The organism is Zobellella maritima (assembly GCF_003075035.1).
Taxonomy (GTDB): Bacteria; Pseudomonadota; Gammaproteobacteria; order Enterobacterales; family Aeromonadaceae; genus Oceanimonas; species Oceanimonas maritima.
Window position 1 is genome coordinate 2,049,041 of the sequence record NZ_QCZE01000001.1, and the last position, 18,028, is coordinate 2,067,068.

Genomic DNA, 18,028 nt, shown 5'->3' on the forward strand with positions numbered 1-18,028 from the left:
GAAATACCCATGTCTTACTCCGCCCTGGTCAGTCATTTTCAGCAACTGCATCACCTGCAGCACCTCAGCGCCATCTGCGGCTGGGATCAGGCCACCATGATGCCGGCCGGTGGCAACGATGCCCGGGGCCAGGCGCTCAGCACCCTGGCGGTCCTCTGTCATCAGCAACTGCAGGATCCCCGCCTGGACGACTGGTTTGCCGCCGCCGGACAGGAGTGCCTGTCAGCGCAACAGGGGGTCAGCCTGGCAGAGATGAAACGAGCCTGGCGCGATGCCACTATCCTGCCTACCGAGCTGGTACGCCAGCTGTCCCTGGCGGGCTCCCGCTGTGAACATGCCTGGCGCAGCCTGCGTCCGGACAACGACTGGGCCGGTTTTTTACCCCTCTTTGAAGAAGTGCTTAATCTGTCCCGCCAGGCCGCCCAGGCCAGGGGAGACGCCCTGGGCCTGAGCCCCTATAACAGCATGATCGAGCAATACGAGCCCGGCATGCGCACCCATGAGCTGGACCGGCTGTTTGGCGAAATGAAGACCTGGTTGCCCGGGCTTATCCAGGACGTTCAGGAAAAACAGCGCGGCGAATCCCTGCTCGCACCGGTCGGTCCCTTTGCCACCGATAAGCAGCGGTCCCTGGGCCTGGAGGTCATGACCCTGCTGGGTTTCGACTTCAACCACGGCCGCCTGGATATCAGCGCCCATCCTTTTTGCGGCGGGGTCAGCGAAGACGTGCGCATCACCACCCGATACGATGAACAGGACGTCACCCAGGCGTTGATGGGCATCATTCATGAAACCGGCCACGCCCGTTATGAACAGGGCCTGCCTCCACAATGGCGGGGACTGCCAGTGGGCCAGGCCAGATCCATGGGCGTACACGAATCCCAGAGCCTGTTTTTCGAGATGCAGCTGGGTCGCCACCCGGCCTTTATCAAGCGCCTGGCTCCCCTGCTGGAGCGGCATTTCGGCGCCCAGGCCGCCTTCGACCCCGACAACCTGGCCCGGCTCTACACCCGGGTTGAGCCCGGGCTTATCCGGGTGGACGCGGATGAAATCACCTATCCGGCCCATATCATGCTGCGCTATGAAATCGAGCGGGACCTGATCAACGGCCGGCTTGAGGCCAGGGATCTTCCCGAGCGCTGGGACCAACTGATGCAAGGCTACCTGGGGCTGTCAACCAGGGGGGATTACCGCAATGGTTGCCTGCAGGATATCCACTGGACCGACGGCAGCTTCGGCTACTTTCCCAGCTACACCCTGGGCGCCATCTATGCCGCCCAGCAGGCGGCGGCCATCACCGAACAGCTGGGGCCCCTGGCATCGCTGATCACCCGGGATCCGGAGTCCATCTTCCACTGGCTGTCGGAGCATATCTGGCAGCAGGCCAGCCTGCTGGATACCCATAGCCTGCTTGAACAAGCCTGTGGTGCCCCACTGAGCCTGGCCCCGTTCAAGTCTCATCTGGAACAAAGGTATCTGCCTTAGTGCCACTCCCGGTCATCCATCATCGTCAGGGCGAAACAACCGTTCCCTGAGGGTCCGCCAGCACAGGAACCAAGGCGGGTTTCCTCCGCCAATCTGCTGGTCCGGTTGATCTGCACAGGTTAAATCCGTCTATGCTGATAAGATGCAGTCCAAGGAGTGGGCTGCTTGTTACCGCCTGGGAGCATATATGCAAGGCAAACAAGACCGCCATCAACTGGTGGTGTTCTACGATGGCTCCTGCGAGGGCTGCGTCAGGGACAGAAACAACTACGAGCGCTGGGCAGGAGAAGACGGCAAGGACATCTATTGGTACGACATTACCGGCAAGGAGGATGTCCTGCTCAGCATGGGAATAAGCCCCGACAAGGCGTTGCGGGAACTGCACGTACAGGACGATCAGGGCAATATCTATTCCGAACTGGATGCCTATATACTGCTGATGAAGCGCATACCCAGGCTAAAGCCCCTGGCCCTGCTGATCGGCCTGCCGGTGATCAGGCCATGTCTGTCCTGGCTGTATCGCACCTGGGTAGGCAAACGCCTCAAGCGGACGGGCCGCATTCCCTGACCCCACAATGCCCGTCGACTCATTTCGCCGGCTGGGGCATACTGATTTCACTTACCTTCATTGATAAGCAGAGTGCCTATGCGTTACGCAAAGATAACCGGCTGGGGCAAGTGCCTGCCTCCCGCAGTACTCAGCAATGACGATCTGAGCACCTTCCTGGACACCTCCGACGACTGGATTTATTCCCGCACCGGGATCAGCTGCAGACGCATTTCTCACGTCAACACCTCTATGCTGGCCTCGGTGGCTGGCCGGCACGCCCTGGCCGCCGCCGGCCTCGCAGCCGAGCAGCTGGACTGCATTATCCTGGCCACCGCCAGTCCCGATACCCTGGTGCCCAGCGCCGCTTCGGCGGTACAGCAACAGCTCGGCGCCCACCGGGCGGCGGTATTTGATATCAACGCCGCCTGCACCGGCTTTGTCTATGGGCTCAGCATCGCCAGCGCCTTGATCCGGGCCGGCACCATGCAACGGGTGCTGCTGATCGGTGCCGAACGCCTGACCCACTACCTGGACTGGACCCTGCGCGATACCGCCGTGCTGTTTGGCGACGGCGCCGGGGCCGTGGTGCTGGAGGCCAGCGATAGCCAGGTCGGCCTGTTGGCCGATAAGCTGGGCTGTGATTCGGATGCGCGGGAAATCCTGTATGTTCCCGACTCGGGCACCGCCCGCCCCCGTTTCGCCCAGGTTGACGGCCTGTTCGCCATCAATTTCGAGGGCAAGGAGATCTTCAAACGGGCGGTCAAGGGCATGGGCGACGCCGCTGCCTTTGCCCTGGATCAGGCGGGCATCGACCCGAAGCAGGTCGACCTGGTGATCCCCCATCAGGCCAATATCAGGATCATCGACACCCTGGCCAGGAAGATGGAACTCCCGCCGGAAAAAGTCATGATCAATATCGCGCAATACGGCAATACCTCGGCCGCCACCGTCCCCATCGCCCTGTGTGAAGCCCTGGAGCAGGGACGAGTCCAGCCTCATCACACCCTGTTGACCGCCGCCTTCGGCGCCGGCCTGACCTGGGGAGCCGCGGTGATCAAATGGGGTGAACGGGTGGCCCCGCTTTCCGTCAGTCAGGCCGAGTTGCCCCCCTGCGAGCAGTCGGCGCTGGAGTTGTTGGCCCCGGCCATTGCCGGCTGCCAGGCGGTTAACCGGAAAAATAAACACGACTAAGCGATTAAAGTGCAAAAAACGGGCAGCATCGTTGATTTTTGCGGCAAACGGCCCTTTCTCGGGAATTTATTCCCGTTCAGGGGTTCACAAAGCCGCAGGTTTTGGTAGTATGCGCCCCACAAAACGTGGAGGGGTTCCCGAGTGGCCAAAGGGATCAGACTGTAAATCTGACGGCTCAGCCTTCGCTGGTTCGAATCCAGCTCCCTCCACCATCTATTTTGCGCAAGAGCCACTTGCTCTTCGCCGGTAAGTCAAGAATAAAAAGTTAACTCGTGGAGGGGTTCCCGAGTGGCCAAAGGGATCAGACTGTAAATCTGACGGCTCAGCCTTCGCTGGTTCGAATCCAGCTCCCTCCACCATCCTGCTAAACCGCTGTCTATGACAGCGGTTTTTTTTGTCCGCCATAAATCCTGCGACATGCATTCCCGCACAGAGCGCGGGAACCAGGAAACAACACTGCCAGCTATCGTTTCCGGCCGGCTCATACCCATGTGAATAAAAATCTGCTCATCTTTTTAAACCTGAACTCATCGTCAACACAGCCTTGGCCCATGACACGCCATGGGCCAAGGCCATCAGCGTGTCGGAAGAGTAGGCCATTTATCCGCCCCTCACAGAGCAACCAAATAAATCGGTTATTTAATCTGTTTGATAGTATCCCTACCCCCCTCTTCTTGCTGCAGCGTCCTGGCTAACCTTTGCTGCTGATACTCGGGCGAGTGGGTATGCCGTGCCAGCAGCCGGTACATGGCCGGCACGATAAACAGCGTCAGCAGGGTCGCAAGCGATACCCCCGAGAGCACCACTATCCCCACTGCCTGACGGCTTTCGGCACCGGCGCCACTGGCCAGGATCAGGGGGATGGCACCCGCGACCGTGGTGAAGGCGGTCATCAGGATCGGCCGCAGCCGGCGTACCGCCGCTTCGACCAGCGCCTGATGAAAGCCCAGTCCCCGGTCCCTCAGCTGGTTGGCGAACTCCACTATCAGGATGCCGTTTTTGGTCACCAGACCGATCAGCATCACCAGCGCTATCTGGCTGTAGGCATTCAGCGTCATGCCGGACAGATACAGGCCGAGCAAGGCTCCCAGCAATCCAAGGGGTACCGTCAGCAGCACGATAAAGGGGTGAATAAAGCTTTCAAACTGGGCTGCCAGGATCAGAAATACCACCACCAACGCCAGTCCGAAGACAAATGCCATATCGCCCTGGTTGGATTTATATTCGAGCGATTCTCCCTTGTAATCGACCGTGGCCGCCTCCGGCAGCTGTTCACGCACCAGTTGCTCCAGGTAATCCAGTGCCTGTCCCAGGCTGTAATTGCCCACCAGGTTGGCACTCAGGGTAATGGCTTTCTTACGGTTGTAGTGATTGAGTGAGGGCGAGGCGCCCTGCTCGTTGAGCTGAACCAGGTTATCGACCGAAAGCAGCTCTCCGCCACTGCTGCGCAGGTAGATACCCGCCAGATCGCTCAGCCGGTTGAAGTCCTGCTCCCGGCCCTTGAGGAACACATCATACTCCTCCCCCTGACGGGCGTAGGTGGTGATCGCCTGGCCACCCAACATCACATTCAAGCTGTCAGCCACCTCGGTCACCGAGATGCCCAGCTTTGCCGCCCTCAGTTGATCGACCTCCACCAGCAGCTCCGGCTTGGTTTCCGCGTAATCCAGATCCAGGTCGCTCAGCCCCGGATTATCCCGGGCCAGCCGCCGCAACCGCTCGGCCCACTGGTACAGCTCGTCGTAATCACCGCCGCCCAGCACAAACTCCACCGGCGCACTGGCGCCGCTGCGGATGGAGGAAGGGAGTATGGGGATCACCAGCACATCGGCCACCTCTCGGGTCATACCCCGGATACGGCCGACCAGGGCTTCCGCCGACACTGGCCGTTCATCCCAGCTCGCCAGGCTGGCAATCAGGATACCGGTGTTGACGCCACCACCGAAGCCCGGGGTACGCACCGTCAGGCTGGTGACCAGTCCTTCTTCCCGCAAGGGCGTCAGCCGCTGCTCCACCTCATTCATCGCCAGCTTCATCCGCTCGAAGCTGGCCCCTTCGGCGCCGCGCACCACCATGAAGACAACCCCCCTGTCCTCTTTCGGGGTCAGGCTCTGGGGGATCTGGCGGAACAGCACCAGGATCAGCGCCAGGGCCACCAGCATCACCACAGGCGCCCACCACACATGACCCAGCTCTTCACCAAGCAGCTTGCGGTAGCCTAGCTCCAACCGTGTGAAGAGCGCGTCGAAATGTCGACTCAGCCAGCCGGACTGATCATGGTGCCTAAGCATTTTACTGCCCATCACCGGGGTGAGGGTCAGTGCCACCAGCGATGAAAAGGCCACGGCACAGGCCAGCAGCACCGCGAACTCGGTGAAGATACGGCCGATGATGCCGCCCATGAAGACGATGGGCAGGAACACGGAAACCAGGGTCAGGGTGGTGGCGATAACCGCGAAGCCCACCTCACGGGCGCCGTGATAGGCGGCCGACAGCGGTGAACGGCCCCGCCGCAGGTGGTGAAAGATATTCTCCAGCACCACTATGGCGTCATCGACCACCAGTCCGATGGCCATGATCAGCGCCATCAGGGTGATCAGGTTGACCGAGAAGCCCAGGCTCAGGGCGACGATAAAGGCGCTGATCAGTGACACCGGCACGGTAATGGCCGGGATCAGGGTCGCCCTGGCCTGGCCGAGGAAAATATAGATGACCAGCACCACCAGCGCCATGGTGATCATCAGGGTGCGATAGACCTCGCCGATGGCACTTTCTATAAACACCGAGCTGTCATAGGTCCAGGTCAGCTCGGTCCCCTCGGGCAGGAATGCCTGGTGATTCCGGATCGCCGCCTTGACGCCTTCGATCACCTCCAGGGTATTGGCCTGGTTCTGCTTGATGATGCCTAGCCCCACCACGTTCTGGCCATTGGAGCGGAACAGGCTGTCTTCGGGCTTTTCCCCCTCCCACACGGTCGCTACATCGCGCAGATAGACACGCTGTTCCGGGTCGATACGTCGAATAGCCAGGTTCTCGAAGTTTACCGCCTGTGCATAGCCTCGCTGGATCCGGGCGGCCAAATTCTGCTGTTCGTTCTCCAGGGTTCCCGCCGGCAACTCCACATTCTGGGTGCGCAGGGCAGCCTTGATATCGGCCACCGTCACCCCCCTCGCAGCCATGGCCGCCGGATCCAGGCGCACATTCATCACCCGTTCCTTGCGCCCGCCCACCCATACCGAACTGACCCCGTCCAGCAGGCTGAAGCGATCGGCCAGCACATTCTCGGCGTAGTCTCCCAGGGCCAGCGGCGACAGGCCGGTGGATCGCAGGGTCACCCACATAATGACGTCGTTACGGCCGGTATCCTTGGTTACGACGGGCGTGTCCGCATCGTCGGGCAGGCGTCGAGACGCTCGGGCAACGGCATCCCGCACATCACTGGCCGCAGCATCCAGGTTACGAGCGGGGTCGAATTCGATGGTGATGCGGGAATTGCCATCCGTGGTGCTGGAGCTGATAAACTTGACGCCGCTGATCCCCGAGAGTTCATCTTCCAGCCGCTTGCTAACCTGGGTCTCTATCACGCCGGCGCTGGCCCCCTCGTAATCGGTGCGGACCGTCACGATCGGCGAGGTGGTATCGGGCATTTCCCGCAGCGGTAATTCCAGGAAGGAGATCAGGCCAAATACGCACAACATCAGGCTGAGCACTGTGGCCAGTACCGGCCGGGCAATCGCCAGATCAGAGATCTTCACCGCTCACCTCCACCCGCATGCCGTCCCGCACCTTGACCACACCCTGGCTTATCACCCGTTCACCCGGCTCCAGGCCGGATACGATGGTCACCTGTTCACCCAGGTTGGTGCCTATGGTCACCGGACGCCGGGACGCCACACCCTGACTATCCACCACAAACACATAGCGCTGAGTACCGGCATAGAGCAGGCTCTGGGCCGGTACCACAGTCCGGGCACCGTTTTCCAGGGGCAGCATCACCCGCATCAGCATACCGGGCACCAGCCGTCGATCGCTGTTATCAAAGCGCAGGCGTATCCTGGCATTGAGGGTGTCGGGATCCACGCTGGGCGACACCACGGTCAGCTCACCGATAAAAGCCTGGTCTCCATAGGCCGCCGTATAGGCAGTTAACTGGCTGCCGACCACCAGCTTGTGAAAGTATTTCTCCGGCACCGCCAGATCCAACTTCAGGGTACCGATATCCAGCAATTCGGCCACCGGGCTGTTGGCTTCCAGCAGGGCACCGGGGGCCACATCGCTCAAGCCGATAACACCGGCAAAGGGCGCTCTTAGCCGCAGATAATCCGCCTGCGCCCGGGCTCCCTGCAACTTGGCCTCGGCCATGGCCACCGCCGCCTGCTGACCCTCCAGTTCGGTCTGGGTCACCGCCTTTCGTTGATACAGGCTCTGGTAATTGGCAAGGATGCGGCGGGCATCGAGCAGCGCAGCCTCTTCCTCTTTCACCTGCGCCTGGATCTCGCGATCATCCAGGCTGAGCAGCAGCATTCCCTTATCCACCTGCTGGCCGGATACAAAGTGCACCCGGGTCACCCGGGCGCTCACCTGGGGAGATATGGCCACCTGCCGGTTGGCCTTGAGGGTGCCAATCAAGGCGACTTCAGACTGTACCTGTTGCTGTTCGACCCGGACCGTCGACACCACGGGACCGGTTTGCGCCGCCGCACTGCCGCTGCCGAGCAACCAGGCAGCCAGCAGATAAAGCGGCCATATGTTATGGTTATGCATCACCCTGCCCTTTCATCCATTCCTGAATCATCACTGCCACCAGTTTACGGGGTTGCCTTCGGTAAACTATGTCTGCGACTGACAAAGATGTGACAAAGTATGTCAATCACCGGGCTTAGTTCACACAATTTCGGAAAAATTGCTTAAGCTTTGATGATTACAAGGATGTTTGATGCATGTTCCATTGCAGAGGTGGCACTATGAGCCAGGGAAAAATACTAATAACCGGCGCTGCCCGTGGCCTTGGGCTGGGCATGACCCGTTACTTTTTGCAGCACAACTACCAGGTACTGGGGCTGGACAGCGATAAGTACGCCCTCACCGAGCTGGAGGAATCCCGGCTCTCCGGGCTACAACTGTTCCACCTGGATGTGGCCGACGAACAGGCGGTGCAGACCCTAAGCCGGCTGGTCGAACGCCAGTTCGGCCGATTGACCGGCATCATCAACAACGCCGCCATCAGCCACCCCTTCCACGAACCGCTCAGGCACCTGAACCTGGCTCACTGGCACCATGCCCTGGCCGCCAACCTGACCGGCCCCCTGTTGATCTGCAAATATATGGCGAGCCTGTTGTTACCGGCTTCGGGCATTATCAACATCGGCTCGACCTGGGCCCACCAATCCGAACCCCATTGCGAAGCCTACGTCGCCGCCAAGGGAGGCCTGGTCGCCCTGACCCACGCCCTGGCCAACAGCCTGGGGCCGGATATCCGGGTCAATGCCATCAGCCCCGGCTGGGTCGACATCTCCGACTACCAGCCCGGTAAATCGGCGCCACCGACCCCCAGCCCGGCCGATCACCGGCAGCACCCGGTGGGCCGGGTGGGAGAGGTGGAAGATATCGCGGCCCTCGCCCGCTTCCTGCTATCCGCCAAGGCGGGATTCATTACCGGCCAGGAGTTTATCCTCGACGGTGGTATGAGCAAACGCATGATTAATATGGACAGTCCGGCTGCCGGTTAGGAAAGCTTTCTGCTAGCATGGGGGGAAACCGGCCAATATGACCCAAATATGAAAATCATTTCCTTTAATATCAATGGACTTCGCGCCCGTTTACCTCAATTGCAGGCGCTTATTGACAAGCATCAACCGGACGTCATCGGCCTGCAGGAAACCAAGGTACACGACGAGGTGTTTCCGCTTGAGGCCATCCATGAAATGGGCTATCAGGTCCATTTTCACGGCCAAAAAGCCCACTATGGGGTCGCCCTGCTCAGTAAACTGCCCCCGATCACCATACAAAAAGGTTTTCCCGGTGACGACGAAGACGCCCAACGCCGCATGATCATCGGTCGCTATCCCAGCAACGATGGCTCCTGCGTTACCGTACTCAACGGCTATTTTCCCCAGGGTGAAAACCGCAACCATGAAACCAAGTTTCCCGCCAAGGCCCGATTTTACCAGGATCTGCAGGACTACCTGGAGCAGCACCATCAGCCGGAAGATGCCCTGGTGGTGATCGGGGATATGAATATCTCCCACACCGATGCCGATATCGGTATCGGCGAGCCCAACCGCAAACGCTGGTTGCGAGAAGGCAAATGCTCATTTTTGCCGGAAGAGCGGGAATGGATGGAACGGCTGCTGGGCTGGGGTCTGGTCGATACCTGGCGATTGCAGAACCCGACCCGGGATGACACCTATTCCTGGTTCGATTACCGCAGCCGGGGCTTTGATGATAACCGTGGCCTGCGCATCGACCTGATACTGGCCACCCCGCCCCTCGCAGAGCGGCTGGTGGAAACCGGTATCGACTATGAGCTGCGCGGGTGGGAGAAGCCCTCTGATCATGCACCGATCTGGGCCACGTTCGAGTAAAGGAAGATCGGGGATTGGGCAGTCCAATCCCCGATCACAGCTGTTAAGCCGTTCTCGGCTTAAGATGCTTGAACCAGCGGCCTTCCAGCCGACGGAACCCCCATACCAGCAGGAAAGTCAGGCACATATAGATAAGCCCCGCCGCCAGAAACGCCTCAAACGGCGAATAGTAACGGGAATTCACGATGCGCGCCGCGCCGGTCAGATCCACTATGGTAATCACCCCCGCAACCGCCGAACCATGCAACATGAAGATCACCTCGTTGCTGTAGGCCGGCAGGGCACGACGAAACGAATTGGGCAGGATAATACGCCGCAGGGTGGTCAGCCGACTCATGCCATAGGCATAGGCCGCCTCGATCTGCCCTTTGGGCATGGTATTAATCGAGCCGCGCACAATCTCGGAGGTATAGGCCGCGGTATTGAGGGTAAAGGCGAGGATGGCACAGAACCAGGCCTGGCTGAACCACTCCCAGGCTGCCGACTCACGCAGCCAGGTCCACTGACCGGCCCCGTAATAAATCAGGAACAGCTGCACCAGCAAGGGAGTGCCACGGAAGAAGTAGATATAGGCCCATGCCGGCCCCTTGATCAGCCAATTGCGACTGTTGCGGCAGATACCCATGGGCACGGCGATCAACAGCCCCAGCAGTAACGACAGTGCCACCAGGAACACGGTAGTGTACAGCCCCTGCCAGTATACGTTCCATTCATTGATTACGATTGAAAAATCCATAACTTACCTCGTCTGAATGGCGTAATGACGTTCCGCCCACTTGAGCATGGACGTGGATACAGTGGTAAACAGCAGAAAAATCACCGCCACCGCCATATAAAAGGTAAAGGGCAGCTGGGTAGCACCGGCCGCCAGCGAGGCTTTACGGACCATGTCATCGAGACCGATAATGGATACCAGCGCCGTGGTTTTCAGCAGCACCAGCCAGTTGTTGCCCAGACCGGGCAAGGCATGACGCATCATCTGCGGAAACAGGATGCGACGGAATACCTGGCCGGGACGCATGCCGTAAGCCCGGGCGGCCTCAAGCTCGCCCTTGTCGACCGACAGCATGGCGCCACGGAAGGTTTCCGTCATATAGGCACCGAAGATAACGCCGATGGTGATGATACCGGCCATAAAGGGGCTGATTTCTACGTAATCGGGTAGATAACTGACCCATTCATGCTCCGGATTACCGGCGCTGAACCAGCCATTGATGGTTTCATTCAGGGAATAAAGGGAATTGTTCAGCAATACCTGGCCGCCAAAGAAGATCAGCATCATCAGCACCAGATCGGGGATCCCCCGGATAATGGTGGTGTAGACGGTCGCCACCCCACGGGCAACCCGCGAAGAAGACAACTTGGCCAAGGCCCCCAGCAGCCCCAGGCTCACCGCCAATGTCAGTGACAATAGGGCGACCTCCATGGTCACTATCGCCCCTTCAAGTAGGGCACCTTCGTATCCTTTCAGATCTAGCATAACGACTTCCTATCATATCGGCCCCGACAGGGGCCGATAACTACTGATTAACCGCCGTAAACATCGTATTCAAAGTACTTGCCGTTAACTTCCTGGTATTTGCCGTTTTCACGCAACTCACCGATGGCCTTGTTCAGCATATCTTTGAGATCTTTGTCCTGCTTGCGCACGGCAATACCGAATCCTTCGCCAAACCACTGCTCGTCGGTTACCGAGGGACCAACAAATTCAAAGGCGTCACCACCTTCCTTGTTGAGCAAACCTTCCTCGATGGCGGTGGCGTCGAGGAACACATAATCAAGACGCCCCGACTTCAGATCCAGATAGGCCTCATCGGCGTTTCCGTAACGCACCAGGTTGACATCACTGCCAAAATTATCGGTCAGATACTTGTCATGCGTGGTCGCTATCTGTACCCCCACCCGCTTGCCGGCCAGCCCTTCCTTGCTTAAATCCAGGGTGGTGCCTTTCCTGGCCACAAATTTGTTGGGCACCAGGGCATAGCGCTGGGTAAAGTCCACGGTGCGCTTGCGTTCTTCGGTGATCGACATCGCCGCGATAATGGCATCATATTTACGGGCCAGCAGCGCCGGAATAATGCCATCCCAGTCTTGCGCCACCAGCTGACATTTCACCTGCATCTGCTCGCACAGGGCATTGGCCATATCTACGTCGAAACCTTGCAGCTGACCGCTTTCATCTGTCCAGGAGAAGGGAGGGTAGGCGCCTTCAATACCAAAACGTACTGTCTTCCATTCTTTTGCCTGTACGGCACCGGCCGCCAGGCTGGCCATGATGGCTCCTGCAACAAACCATTTTTTCATTTGCCTTACTCCTTGTGTGGTATATCCGTTTGGCATTTATCTTTAATAAACCGAGGAAATAAACTGCTTGAACCGCTCCGAGCTGGGATGGGCAAACACCTGCTTGGGATCACCCTGCTCTTCGACCAGCCCCTGATGCAGGAACATCACCTTGTTGGACACGTCCCGGGCAAAACTCATTTCATGGGTCACCACCAGCATGGTACGCCCTTCCTCCGCCAAGCCGCGCATGACACCCAACACCTCACCCACCAACTCGGGATCCAGTGCCGAGGTTGGCTCATCAAACAGCATGACTTCGGGGTCTACCGCCAGGGCTCGGGCGATGGCTGCCCTTTGCTGCTGACCGCCGGACAGATGACCGGGATAATATTCCCGCCGTTCATACAGGCCTACCCTCTGCAACAGGGCTTCGGCCTTCTCTATGGCCTGTTTTTTCGGCACCTTGAGCACATGTACGGGGATCTCGATGACATTCTCCAATATAGTCATATGAGACCATAAGTTGAAACTCTGAAAGACCATCGCCAACCGGGAACGAATGCGTTCAACCTGTCTCATATTGGCAGGTTCACGTTCACCGCTGCGGTTGGTACGCATTTCAATCAGTTCACCGTGCAACCTGACTTCACCTGCCGAGGGGGTTTCCAGCAGGTTGATACAGCGTAAAAAGGTGGATTTACCCGAACCAGAAGAGCCGATAATGGAGATGACATCGCCTTTTTTTGCATTTAAATCAATACCTTTAAGCACTTCCAGAGAGCCGTAGTGCTTATGCAGACCCGATACTTCGAGGGCAGGTTCACTCATCCGTTAGACCTTTATTCCTGATGCCGTCACAGCGGCAATAACCACATCCATAGTTAACAACTTGTTAACCGCTATCGAAAAATTACCATCTGAGCCGCCCAAAAACAACATAATATTCTTTATAAATCCGCAATGGTCGGTTTTTTATACACGTTTACCATCATTATTCAGTATAAAATTATTCAAAAATAGCGAATAAAACATCACTGTCGACATATTTGATCGCTGAGGGTGCCCATTTTTGGCCGGCTGCGGTAAGGCAGCGGTTATCCGCCTGCCAATTTATGCACAGACTCCACTTTTGTGGCTCCCCGCGTCTCATCGAGCCACACCATCACCTGCTAATATTCGGCTTTTTTTTCCATATTGGCTCACGTATCCTGTGATAAATGGAATATTGTGGCCAAAAATCAAGCCGCATCAATATATTGGAAGATAATCTCATGTACTCCGGTTTGCTGATCGTTCTCCTGCCCCTCGCCATTGGCTACTGCATCCCCTGCCGCTCCCAGTCCATCGTCCACTTTATCAATGTGGCCGTCGCTCGCATGGTATACCTGATCCTGTTCCTGATGGGGATCGGCCTGGCCTTCGTCGATAACCTGACCGATCATCTGGGCACCATCTTCTCTGTGTCCCTGGTCTTTCTCGGCTGCATTACCCTCGCCAACCTGGCCGGGCTCTGGCTGCTGGATACCCGCCGCGGTCGGTTAAGCGGCGAACGAGGCCTGCCGCCCCTGAGCAAATGGACCCTGTTACTGGACTCGGTCAAGCTTTGTGTGGTGATCCTCGCGGGCATACTGGCAGGCCAGTTTCTGGATAAAGAGTGGTTTGCGGTGGATACCCTGAGCGAATGGGCGCTGATGTTATTGCTGTTGCTGATCGGTATTCAATTGCGCAATTCCGGCATGAAACTACGGCAGATACTGCTTAACCCATGGGGACTGGCAATCAGCCTGACTGTGATGACCAGCTCCTGGGCTGGTGGCCTGGCCGGAGCCTGGCTGTTGGATATGCCCCTTTCCCAGGGCCTCGCCTTTGCATCCGGTAATGGCTGGTACTCCCTCTCGGGCATCCTGATCAGTGACAAACTGGGCCCGGTACTGGGCAGCGCCGCCTTCCTCAACGATCTGGCCCGGGAGCTGGTCGCCATCCTGATCATCCCCACCCTGATGCGTCGCCATCCCTCCTGCGCCATCGGCTATGGCGGGGCCACCGCCATGGACTTTACCCTGCCGGTGCTGCAGCGTTCCGGTGGTGTGAGCGTGGTCCCGGTTGCCATTGTTTCCGGCTTTATCCTCAGCCTATCAGGCCCTGTGCTGATCCTGAGTTTTTTGTCTCTCTCCGCCTGACCCTCATAATGTAATTTAATTACACCTTTATTGATCGGCCTCTTGTCGAGGCCGGACACCGGCATCTATTGCGATCATCAATGTGATACAGATCACTACAACCCAAGATCAAAACATAAAAATTATCCAGAAGTGAGATGTAAGTCACATTAGAAATTAGATGGATAGGGATTTAATTGTGACTTGAATCACAATTAAATCTGTTTTATTAAGTGATGCATGTGAAAAGTAACAAAAATACCAGCTGTTAATGTGACGAATGTCACTTAAATGGTTTAAGGAAACTTCAAAAAAACAGATCTTAATCACATTAACTACCACTCCCGCTACGCTTTGTTCCAGAGATGTTAGATTTCTTACGAGTTTAAAAAACGGGCGGCATGCCGCCTACCGACAATGGAACTGACATCGCACTAGGCGGGGTTATTTATGTTATCCCAGAACAGCAAAATCAAAATTCAGAATTTTGGACGCTTCCTGTCCAATATGGTGATGCCCAATATCGGCGCCTTTATCGCCTGGGGCTTTATCACCGCCCTCTTTATTCCCACCGGTTGGCTGCCGAACGAAACCCTGGCCAACATGGTCGGCCCCATGATCACCTATCTGCTGCCGCTGCTGATTGGTTATACCGGCGGTAAGCTGGTGGGCGGCGATCGGGGTGCCGTGGTCGGCGCCATTACCACCATGGGGGTAATAGTGGGGACCGATATCCCCATGTTTATGGGCGCCATGATCGTCGGTCCTGCCGGCGGCTGGGCCATCAAGCACTTCGACAAGGCCATTCACGGCAAGGTGAAGAGCGGCTTCGAGATGCTGGTCAACAACTTCTCGGCGGGTATTATCGGCATGATCTGTGCCATTATCGCCTACTTGTTGATCGGTCCCCTGGTCAAGTTGCTGTCCATCACCCTGGCCTCGGGTGTTGGCTTCCTGGTCGACGCCGGTCTGCTGCCGCTGACCTCCATCTTTGTGGAAGTGGCCAAGATCCTGTTCCTGAACAACGCCATCAACCATGGTATCTTCACACCGCTCGGGATCCAGCAGGCCAGTGAATTCGGCCAGTCCATCTTCTTCCTGATCGAAGCCAACCCGGGTCCGGGTATGGGTGTGCTTTTGGCCTATACCCTGTTCGGTCGTGGTAATGCCAAACAGTCCGCCGCCGGTGCCTCCATCATCCACTTCTTCGGCGGTATTCACGAAATCTACTTCCCCTATGTACTGATGAACCCACGCCTGCTGCTGGCCGTTATCGCCGGTGGCATGACCGGGGTATTCACCCTGACCCTGTTCAATGCCGGTCTGCAGGCCCCCGCCTCTCCCGGCTCCATCTTCGCGGTGATGCTGATGACCCCGAAAGGGGCCCATATGGGTGTCGTGCTGGCCATCCTTGCCTCTACGGCCGTCTCTTTCGTTGTCGCTTCGCTGCTGATGAAAACCCAGCGCCAGGAAGAAGGTGGCGAGGATGAGCTGGAAGCGGCCTCCGCCCGAATGCAGGCGATGAAAGCCGAAAGCAAGGGCCAGGCCGGTGCCGCGACCATCACCAAGGATCCCGCCTCGGTACGCAAGATTATCGTTGCCTGCGATGCGGGTATGGGCTCCAGCGCCATGGCAGCCAGCATGCTCTCCAAAAAGGTGACGGCGGCAGGACTCGGTATCTCGGTCAGCAACCTGGCGATCAACAACCTGGACGACAGCGTCGATATCGTACTCACCCACAAGGATCTGACCGATCGGGCCCGTCGCCACGCGCCCCTGGCCGAGCATATCTCGCTCAACAACTTCCTCGACGGTTCCCTCTACGACAGCCTGGTCGCTCGCTTGAGCAAGGCCAGCGCCCCGGCCGCCGCTGAACCGGCACCGGCCCCCGCAGCAGCGCCCGCCCCTGCCGCTCCCGAGACGGCAGAACAGGGCAGCAATGCTCCCTTCCGGTTGCAGGCAGCCAACATCCATCTGGGGCTGAGTGCCGCAAACAAGGAAGAGGCCATCCGCTTCGCCGGTGAGCAGCTGGTAAAAGGCGGTTACGTGGAGCCGAGCTACGTGGACGCCATGCTGGCCCGGGAAAAAATCACGTCAACCTACCTGGGCGAGTCCATCGCCGTGCCTCATGGCACAGTAGAAGCCAAGGATTCGGTGAAGAAGACCGGCGTCATTGTCTGCCAGTACCCACAGGGGGTGAAGTTCGGTGACGACGACGATGATATTGCCAAGCTGGTGATCGCCATCGCCGCCCGCAATAACGAACATCTCGATGTGATCGCCGCCATTACCGGCGCTCTCGACGACGATGACGCCATTGTACGGCTGGCATCTACTCAAAGCGTGGACGAGATACTGCAGGTACTTAATCCGGCTTGAGCCTGAGCATCAATCATAAAAGAGCAAAGAGGAGCCGCTCCGCCGACCGTCATATGCCAAATATGGCATATACGAGCCAACGCGAATGTAACCACAGCGTGTGGGCGGAGCCGGGCCCCTCTACCGAGTGCACAGTATCTTGAATTCGTCAGTAACCCGGGACCCTCAGGTCCCCTTGAACAGGTGAACCCATGACAACCGCTATCCATTTTGGCGCCGGCAACATAGGCCGGGGCTTTATCGGTAAACTGCTGGCCGATTCCGGCATCGAGGTGACCTTTGCCGACGTCAACCAGCAACTTATCAGCGAACTCCAAAGCCGGCACAGCTATCCGGTGCACATCGTCGGCAGCGAAGTCCGTACCGAGATAGTCACCGGCGTGAACGCCGTTGATTCTACCCGCCCCGAGCTGATCGAGCTAATCGCCGACACCGATCTTATTACCACCGCCGTCGGCCCGACCGTGCTCACCCTGATCGCCAAGACGCTGGCTATCGGCCTGCAACTGCGCTTCGAACGGGACAACCAACGGCCACTCAATATCATCGCCTGCGAAAACCAGGTCCGCGGTACCAGCTTCCTGAAGGCCGAAGTGCTCAAACATCTGCCCGAACAATATCAGACCAAGCTGGAGCGCCATGTCGGCTTTGTCGACTCGGCGGTGGACCGCATCGTGCCTCCCTCCGCCGATGCCTCGGATCCGCTGGCGGTGACTGTCGAGTCCTTCAGCGAATGGATAGTGGATCAGACCCAGTTCAAGGGCGATGTCCCCGATATCAAGGGCATGGAGCCGACAGACAACCTGATGGCCTTTGTTGAACGCAAGCTGTTCACCCTCAACACCGGCCATATCATTACCGCCTACCTGGGCGCCCTGGCGGGCTATCGCACCATAGGTGAGGCCATCGCCGATGCGGACATCCGGGCTCAGGTCAAGGCTGCCATGCAGGAAAGCGGCGCCGTCCTGGTCAAACGTTATGGTTTTGACCAAGAGCAGCACCAGGCTTATATAGAGAAGATTCTCGGCCGCTTCGCCAACCCCCATCTGGTGGATGAAATCGACCGGGTCGGTCGCCAACCAATTCGCAAGCTGGGTGCCAATGACCGGCTGATCAAGCCGCTGCTGGGCACCCTGGAATATGGCATCGACAACACAAATCTGTTAAAAGGCATTGCGGCGGCGTTTTTCTATAAAAATGACGCCGATCCGCAAGCGGTAGAATTACAGCAGATGTTGGCCCAACAAGGGCTGCGCCCGGCTCTATCCCACTATACCGGCCTGGATCCGGACAGTGCATCTGCCGGTCGCATAGAGGAACTCTATCATCAGCTGAATCGCCATTCTGCATAATATCCCCGGTGAGGCGCCGTTCGCCTCACCTGACATGATTAC

The 18,028-nt window shown here is 57.9% G+C and carries 14 protein-coding genes and 2 tRNA genes; 10 read left to right on the forward strand and 6 right to left on the reverse strand.

Translation table 11 applies throughout. From position 1 onward, the window contains the following. The first annotated feature begins 9 nt into the window (after positions 1-9). The 5 genes from DCS96_RS09450 to DCS96_RS09470 all read left to right on the forward strand — a co-directional run bounded on the left by DCS96_RS09450 (position 10) and on the right by DCS96_RS09470 (position 3,585). A complete protein-coding gene (locus DCS96_RS09450) occupies positions 10-1,485 on the forward strand; it encodes a carboxypeptidase M32 (protein ID WP_116474029.1) in 1,476 nt (491 codons plus the stop codon). A gap of 187 nt (positions 1,486-1,672) precedes the next feature. After that, entirely contained in the window at positions 1,673-2,053 is a 381-nt protein-coding gene (locus DCS96_RS09455; RefSeq protein ID WP_116474030.1) for a thiol-disulfide oxidoreductase DCC family protein, read from the forward strand. 78 nt (positions 2,054-2,131) lie between these two features. After that, complete coding sequence (locus DCS96_RS09460; RefSeq protein ID WP_116474031.1) at positions 2,132-3,226, forward strand: ketoacyl-ACP synthase III; 1,095 nt, start codon at positions 2,132-2,134, stop codon at positions 3,224-3,226. Between the two features lie 127 nt (positions 3,227-3,353). After that, positions 3,354-3,438 (forward strand) — tRNA-Tyr (locus DCS96_RS09465). Positions 3,439-3,500: 62 nt separating this feature from the next. Continuing rightward, positions 3,501-3,585 (forward strand) — tRNA-Tyr (locus DCS96_RS09470). 276 nt (positions 3,586-3,861) lie between these two features. Here the strand turns inward: DCS96_RS09470 and DCS96_RS09475 are convergent. Together DCS96_RS09475 and DCS96_RS09480 are read right to left on the reverse strand one after the other, a co-directional pair. Then, a complete protein-coding gene (locus DCS96_RS09475) occupies positions 3,862-6,981 on the reverse strand; it encodes an efflux RND transporter permease subunit (RefSeq protein WP_116474032.1) in 3,120 nt (1,039 codons plus the stop codon). Further along, positions 6,968-7,990 carry an efflux RND transporter periplasmic adaptor subunit gene (locus DCS96_RS09480; RefSeq protein WP_116474033.1) on the reverse strand — a complete coding sequence of 341 codons (1,023 nt, stop codon included), beginning with the start codon at positions 7,988-7,990 and terminating at the stop codon, positions 6,968-6,970. The genes DCS96_RS09475 and DCS96_RS09480 overlap by 14 nt, the downstream gene beginning before the upstream one ends. Before the next feature lie 200 nt (positions 7,991-8,190). On the opposite strand from DCS96_RS09480, the gene DCS96_RS09485 reads away from it, so the two are divergent. Together DCS96_RS09485 and xthA are read left to right on the forward strand one after the other, a co-directional pair. Continuing rightward, positions 8,191-8,955, forward strand: coding sequence for an SDR family oxidoreductase (locus DCS96_RS09485; RefSeq protein ID WP_116474034.1), 765 nt, complete (start codon positions 8,191-8,193; stop codon positions 8,953-8,955). Positions 8,956-9,003: 48 nt separating this feature from the next. After that, entirely contained in the window at positions 9,004-9,810 is an 807-nt protein-coding gene (gene xthA / locus DCS96_RS09490; protein WP_116474035.1) for an exodeoxyribonuclease III, read from the forward strand. A 43-nt stretch (positions 9,811-9,853) separates the two neighbouring features. Here xthA and DCS96_RS09495 read toward each other — a convergent pair whose 3' ends face one another. Genes DCS96_RS09495 through DCS96_RS09510 form a run of 4 tightly spaced genes read right to left on the reverse strand, consistent with a single transcriptional unit; the run spans position 9,854 to position 12,924 of the window. Beyond that, on the reverse strand, positions 9,854-10,546 hold the full coding sequence (locus DCS96_RS09495) for an ABC transporter permease (protein WP_116474036.1): 693 nt from the start codon (positions 10,544-10,546) through the stop codon (positions 9,854-9,856). A 3-nt stretch (positions 10,547-10,549) separates the two neighbouring features. Beyond that, positions 10,550-11,290 carry an ABC transporter permease gene (locus DCS96_RS09500; RefSeq protein WP_116474037.1) on the reverse strand — a complete coding sequence of 247 codons (741 nt, stop codon included), beginning with the start codon at positions 11,288-11,290 and terminating at the stop codon, positions 10,550-10,552. Positions 11,291-11,337: 47 nt separating this feature from the next. Beyond that, positions 11,338-12,114 (reverse strand): ABC transporter substrate-binding protein, encoded by a 777-nt coding sequence (locus DCS96_RS09505; RefSeq protein WP_116474038.1) that lies wholly within the window; start codon positions 12,112-12,114, stop codon positions 11,338-11,340. A gap of 42 nt (positions 12,115-12,156) precedes the next feature. Further along, on the reverse strand, positions 12,157-12,924 hold the full coding sequence (locus DCS96_RS09510; protein ID WP_116474039.1) for an ABC transporter ATP-binding protein: 768 nt from the start codon (positions 12,922-12,924) through the stop codon (positions 12,157-12,159). Positions 12,925-13,367: 443 nt separating this feature from the next. On the opposite strand from DCS96_RS09510, the gene DCS96_RS09515 reads away from it, so the two are divergent. From DCS96_RS09515 to DCS96_RS09525, 3 genes are all read left to right on the forward strand, one after another. Then, positions 13,368-14,276 carry a lysine exporter LysO family protein gene (locus tag DCS96_RS09515; RefSeq protein ID WP_116474040.1) on the forward strand — a complete coding sequence of 303 codons (909 nt, stop codon included), beginning with the start codon at positions 13,368-13,370 and terminating at the stop codon, positions 14,274-14,276. Positions 14,277-14,705: 429 nt separating this feature from the next. Beyond that, positions 14,706-16,634, forward strand: coding sequence for a PTS mannitol transporter subunit IICBA (locus tag DCS96_RS09520; protein ID WP_116474041.1), 1,929 nt, complete (start codon positions 14,706-14,708; stop codon positions 16,632-16,634). A 191-nt stretch (positions 16,635-16,825) separates the two neighbouring features. Beyond that, positions 16,826-17,986 carry a mannitol-1-phosphate 5-dehydrogenase gene (locus tag DCS96_RS09525; protein ID WP_116474042.1) on the forward strand — a complete coding sequence of 387 codons (1,161 nt, stop codon included), beginning with the start codon at positions 16,826-16,828 and terminating at the stop codon, positions 17,984-17,986. Positions 17,987-18,028 lie beyond the last annotated feature (42 nt).

Coding starts and splice junctions, on each gene's coding strand:
- DCS96_RS09450 (WP_116474029.1), top strand. CDS start 10: ATGTCTTACTCCGCCCTGGTCAGTCATTTTCAGCAACTGCATCACCTG.
- DCS96_RS09455 (WP_116474030.1), top strand. CDS start 1,673: ATGCAAGGCAAACAAGACCGCCATCAACTGGTGGTGTTCTACGATGGC.
- DCS96_RS09460 (WP_116474031.1), top strand. CDS start 2,132: ATGCGTTACGCAAAGATAACCGGCTGGGGCAAGTGCCTGCCTCCCGCA.
- DCS96_RS09480 (WP_116474033.1), bottom strand. CDS start 7,990: ATGCATAACCATAACATATGGCCGCTTTATCTGCTGGCTGCCTGGTTG.
- DCS96_RS09485 (WP_116474034.1), top strand. CDS start 8,191: ATGAGCCAGGGAAAAATACTAATAACCGGCGCTGCCCGTGGCCTTGGG.
- xthA (WP_116474035.1), top strand. CDS start 9,004: ATGAAAATCATTTCCTTTAATATCAATGGACTTCGCGCCCGTTTACCT.
- DCS96_RS09495 (WP_116474036.1), bottom strand. CDS start 10,546: ATGGATTTTTCAATCGTAATCAATGAATGGAACGTATACTGGCAGGGG.
- DCS96_RS09500 (WP_116474037.1), bottom strand. CDS start 11,290: ATGCTAGATCTGAAAGGATACGAAGGTGCCCTACTTGAAGGGGCGATA.
- DCS96_RS09505 (WP_116474038.1), bottom strand. CDS start 12,114: ATGAAAAAATGGTTTGTTGCAGGAGCCATCATGGCCAGCCTGGCGGCC.
- DCS96_RS09510 (WP_116474039.1), bottom strand. CDS start 12,924: ATGAGTGAACCTGCCCTCGAAGTATCGGGTCTGCATAAGCACTACGGC.
- DCS96_RS09515 (WP_116474040.1), top strand. CDS start 13,368: ATGTACTCCGGTTTGCTGATCGTTCTCCTGCCCCTCGCCATTGGCTAC.
- DCS96_RS09520 (WP_116474041.1), top strand. CDS start 14,706: ATGTTATCCCAGAACAGCAAAATCAAAATTCAGAATTTTGGACGCTTC.
- DCS96_RS09525 (WP_116474042.1), top strand. CDS start 16,826: ATGACAACCGCTATCCATTTTGGCGCCGGCAACATAGGCCGGGGCTTT.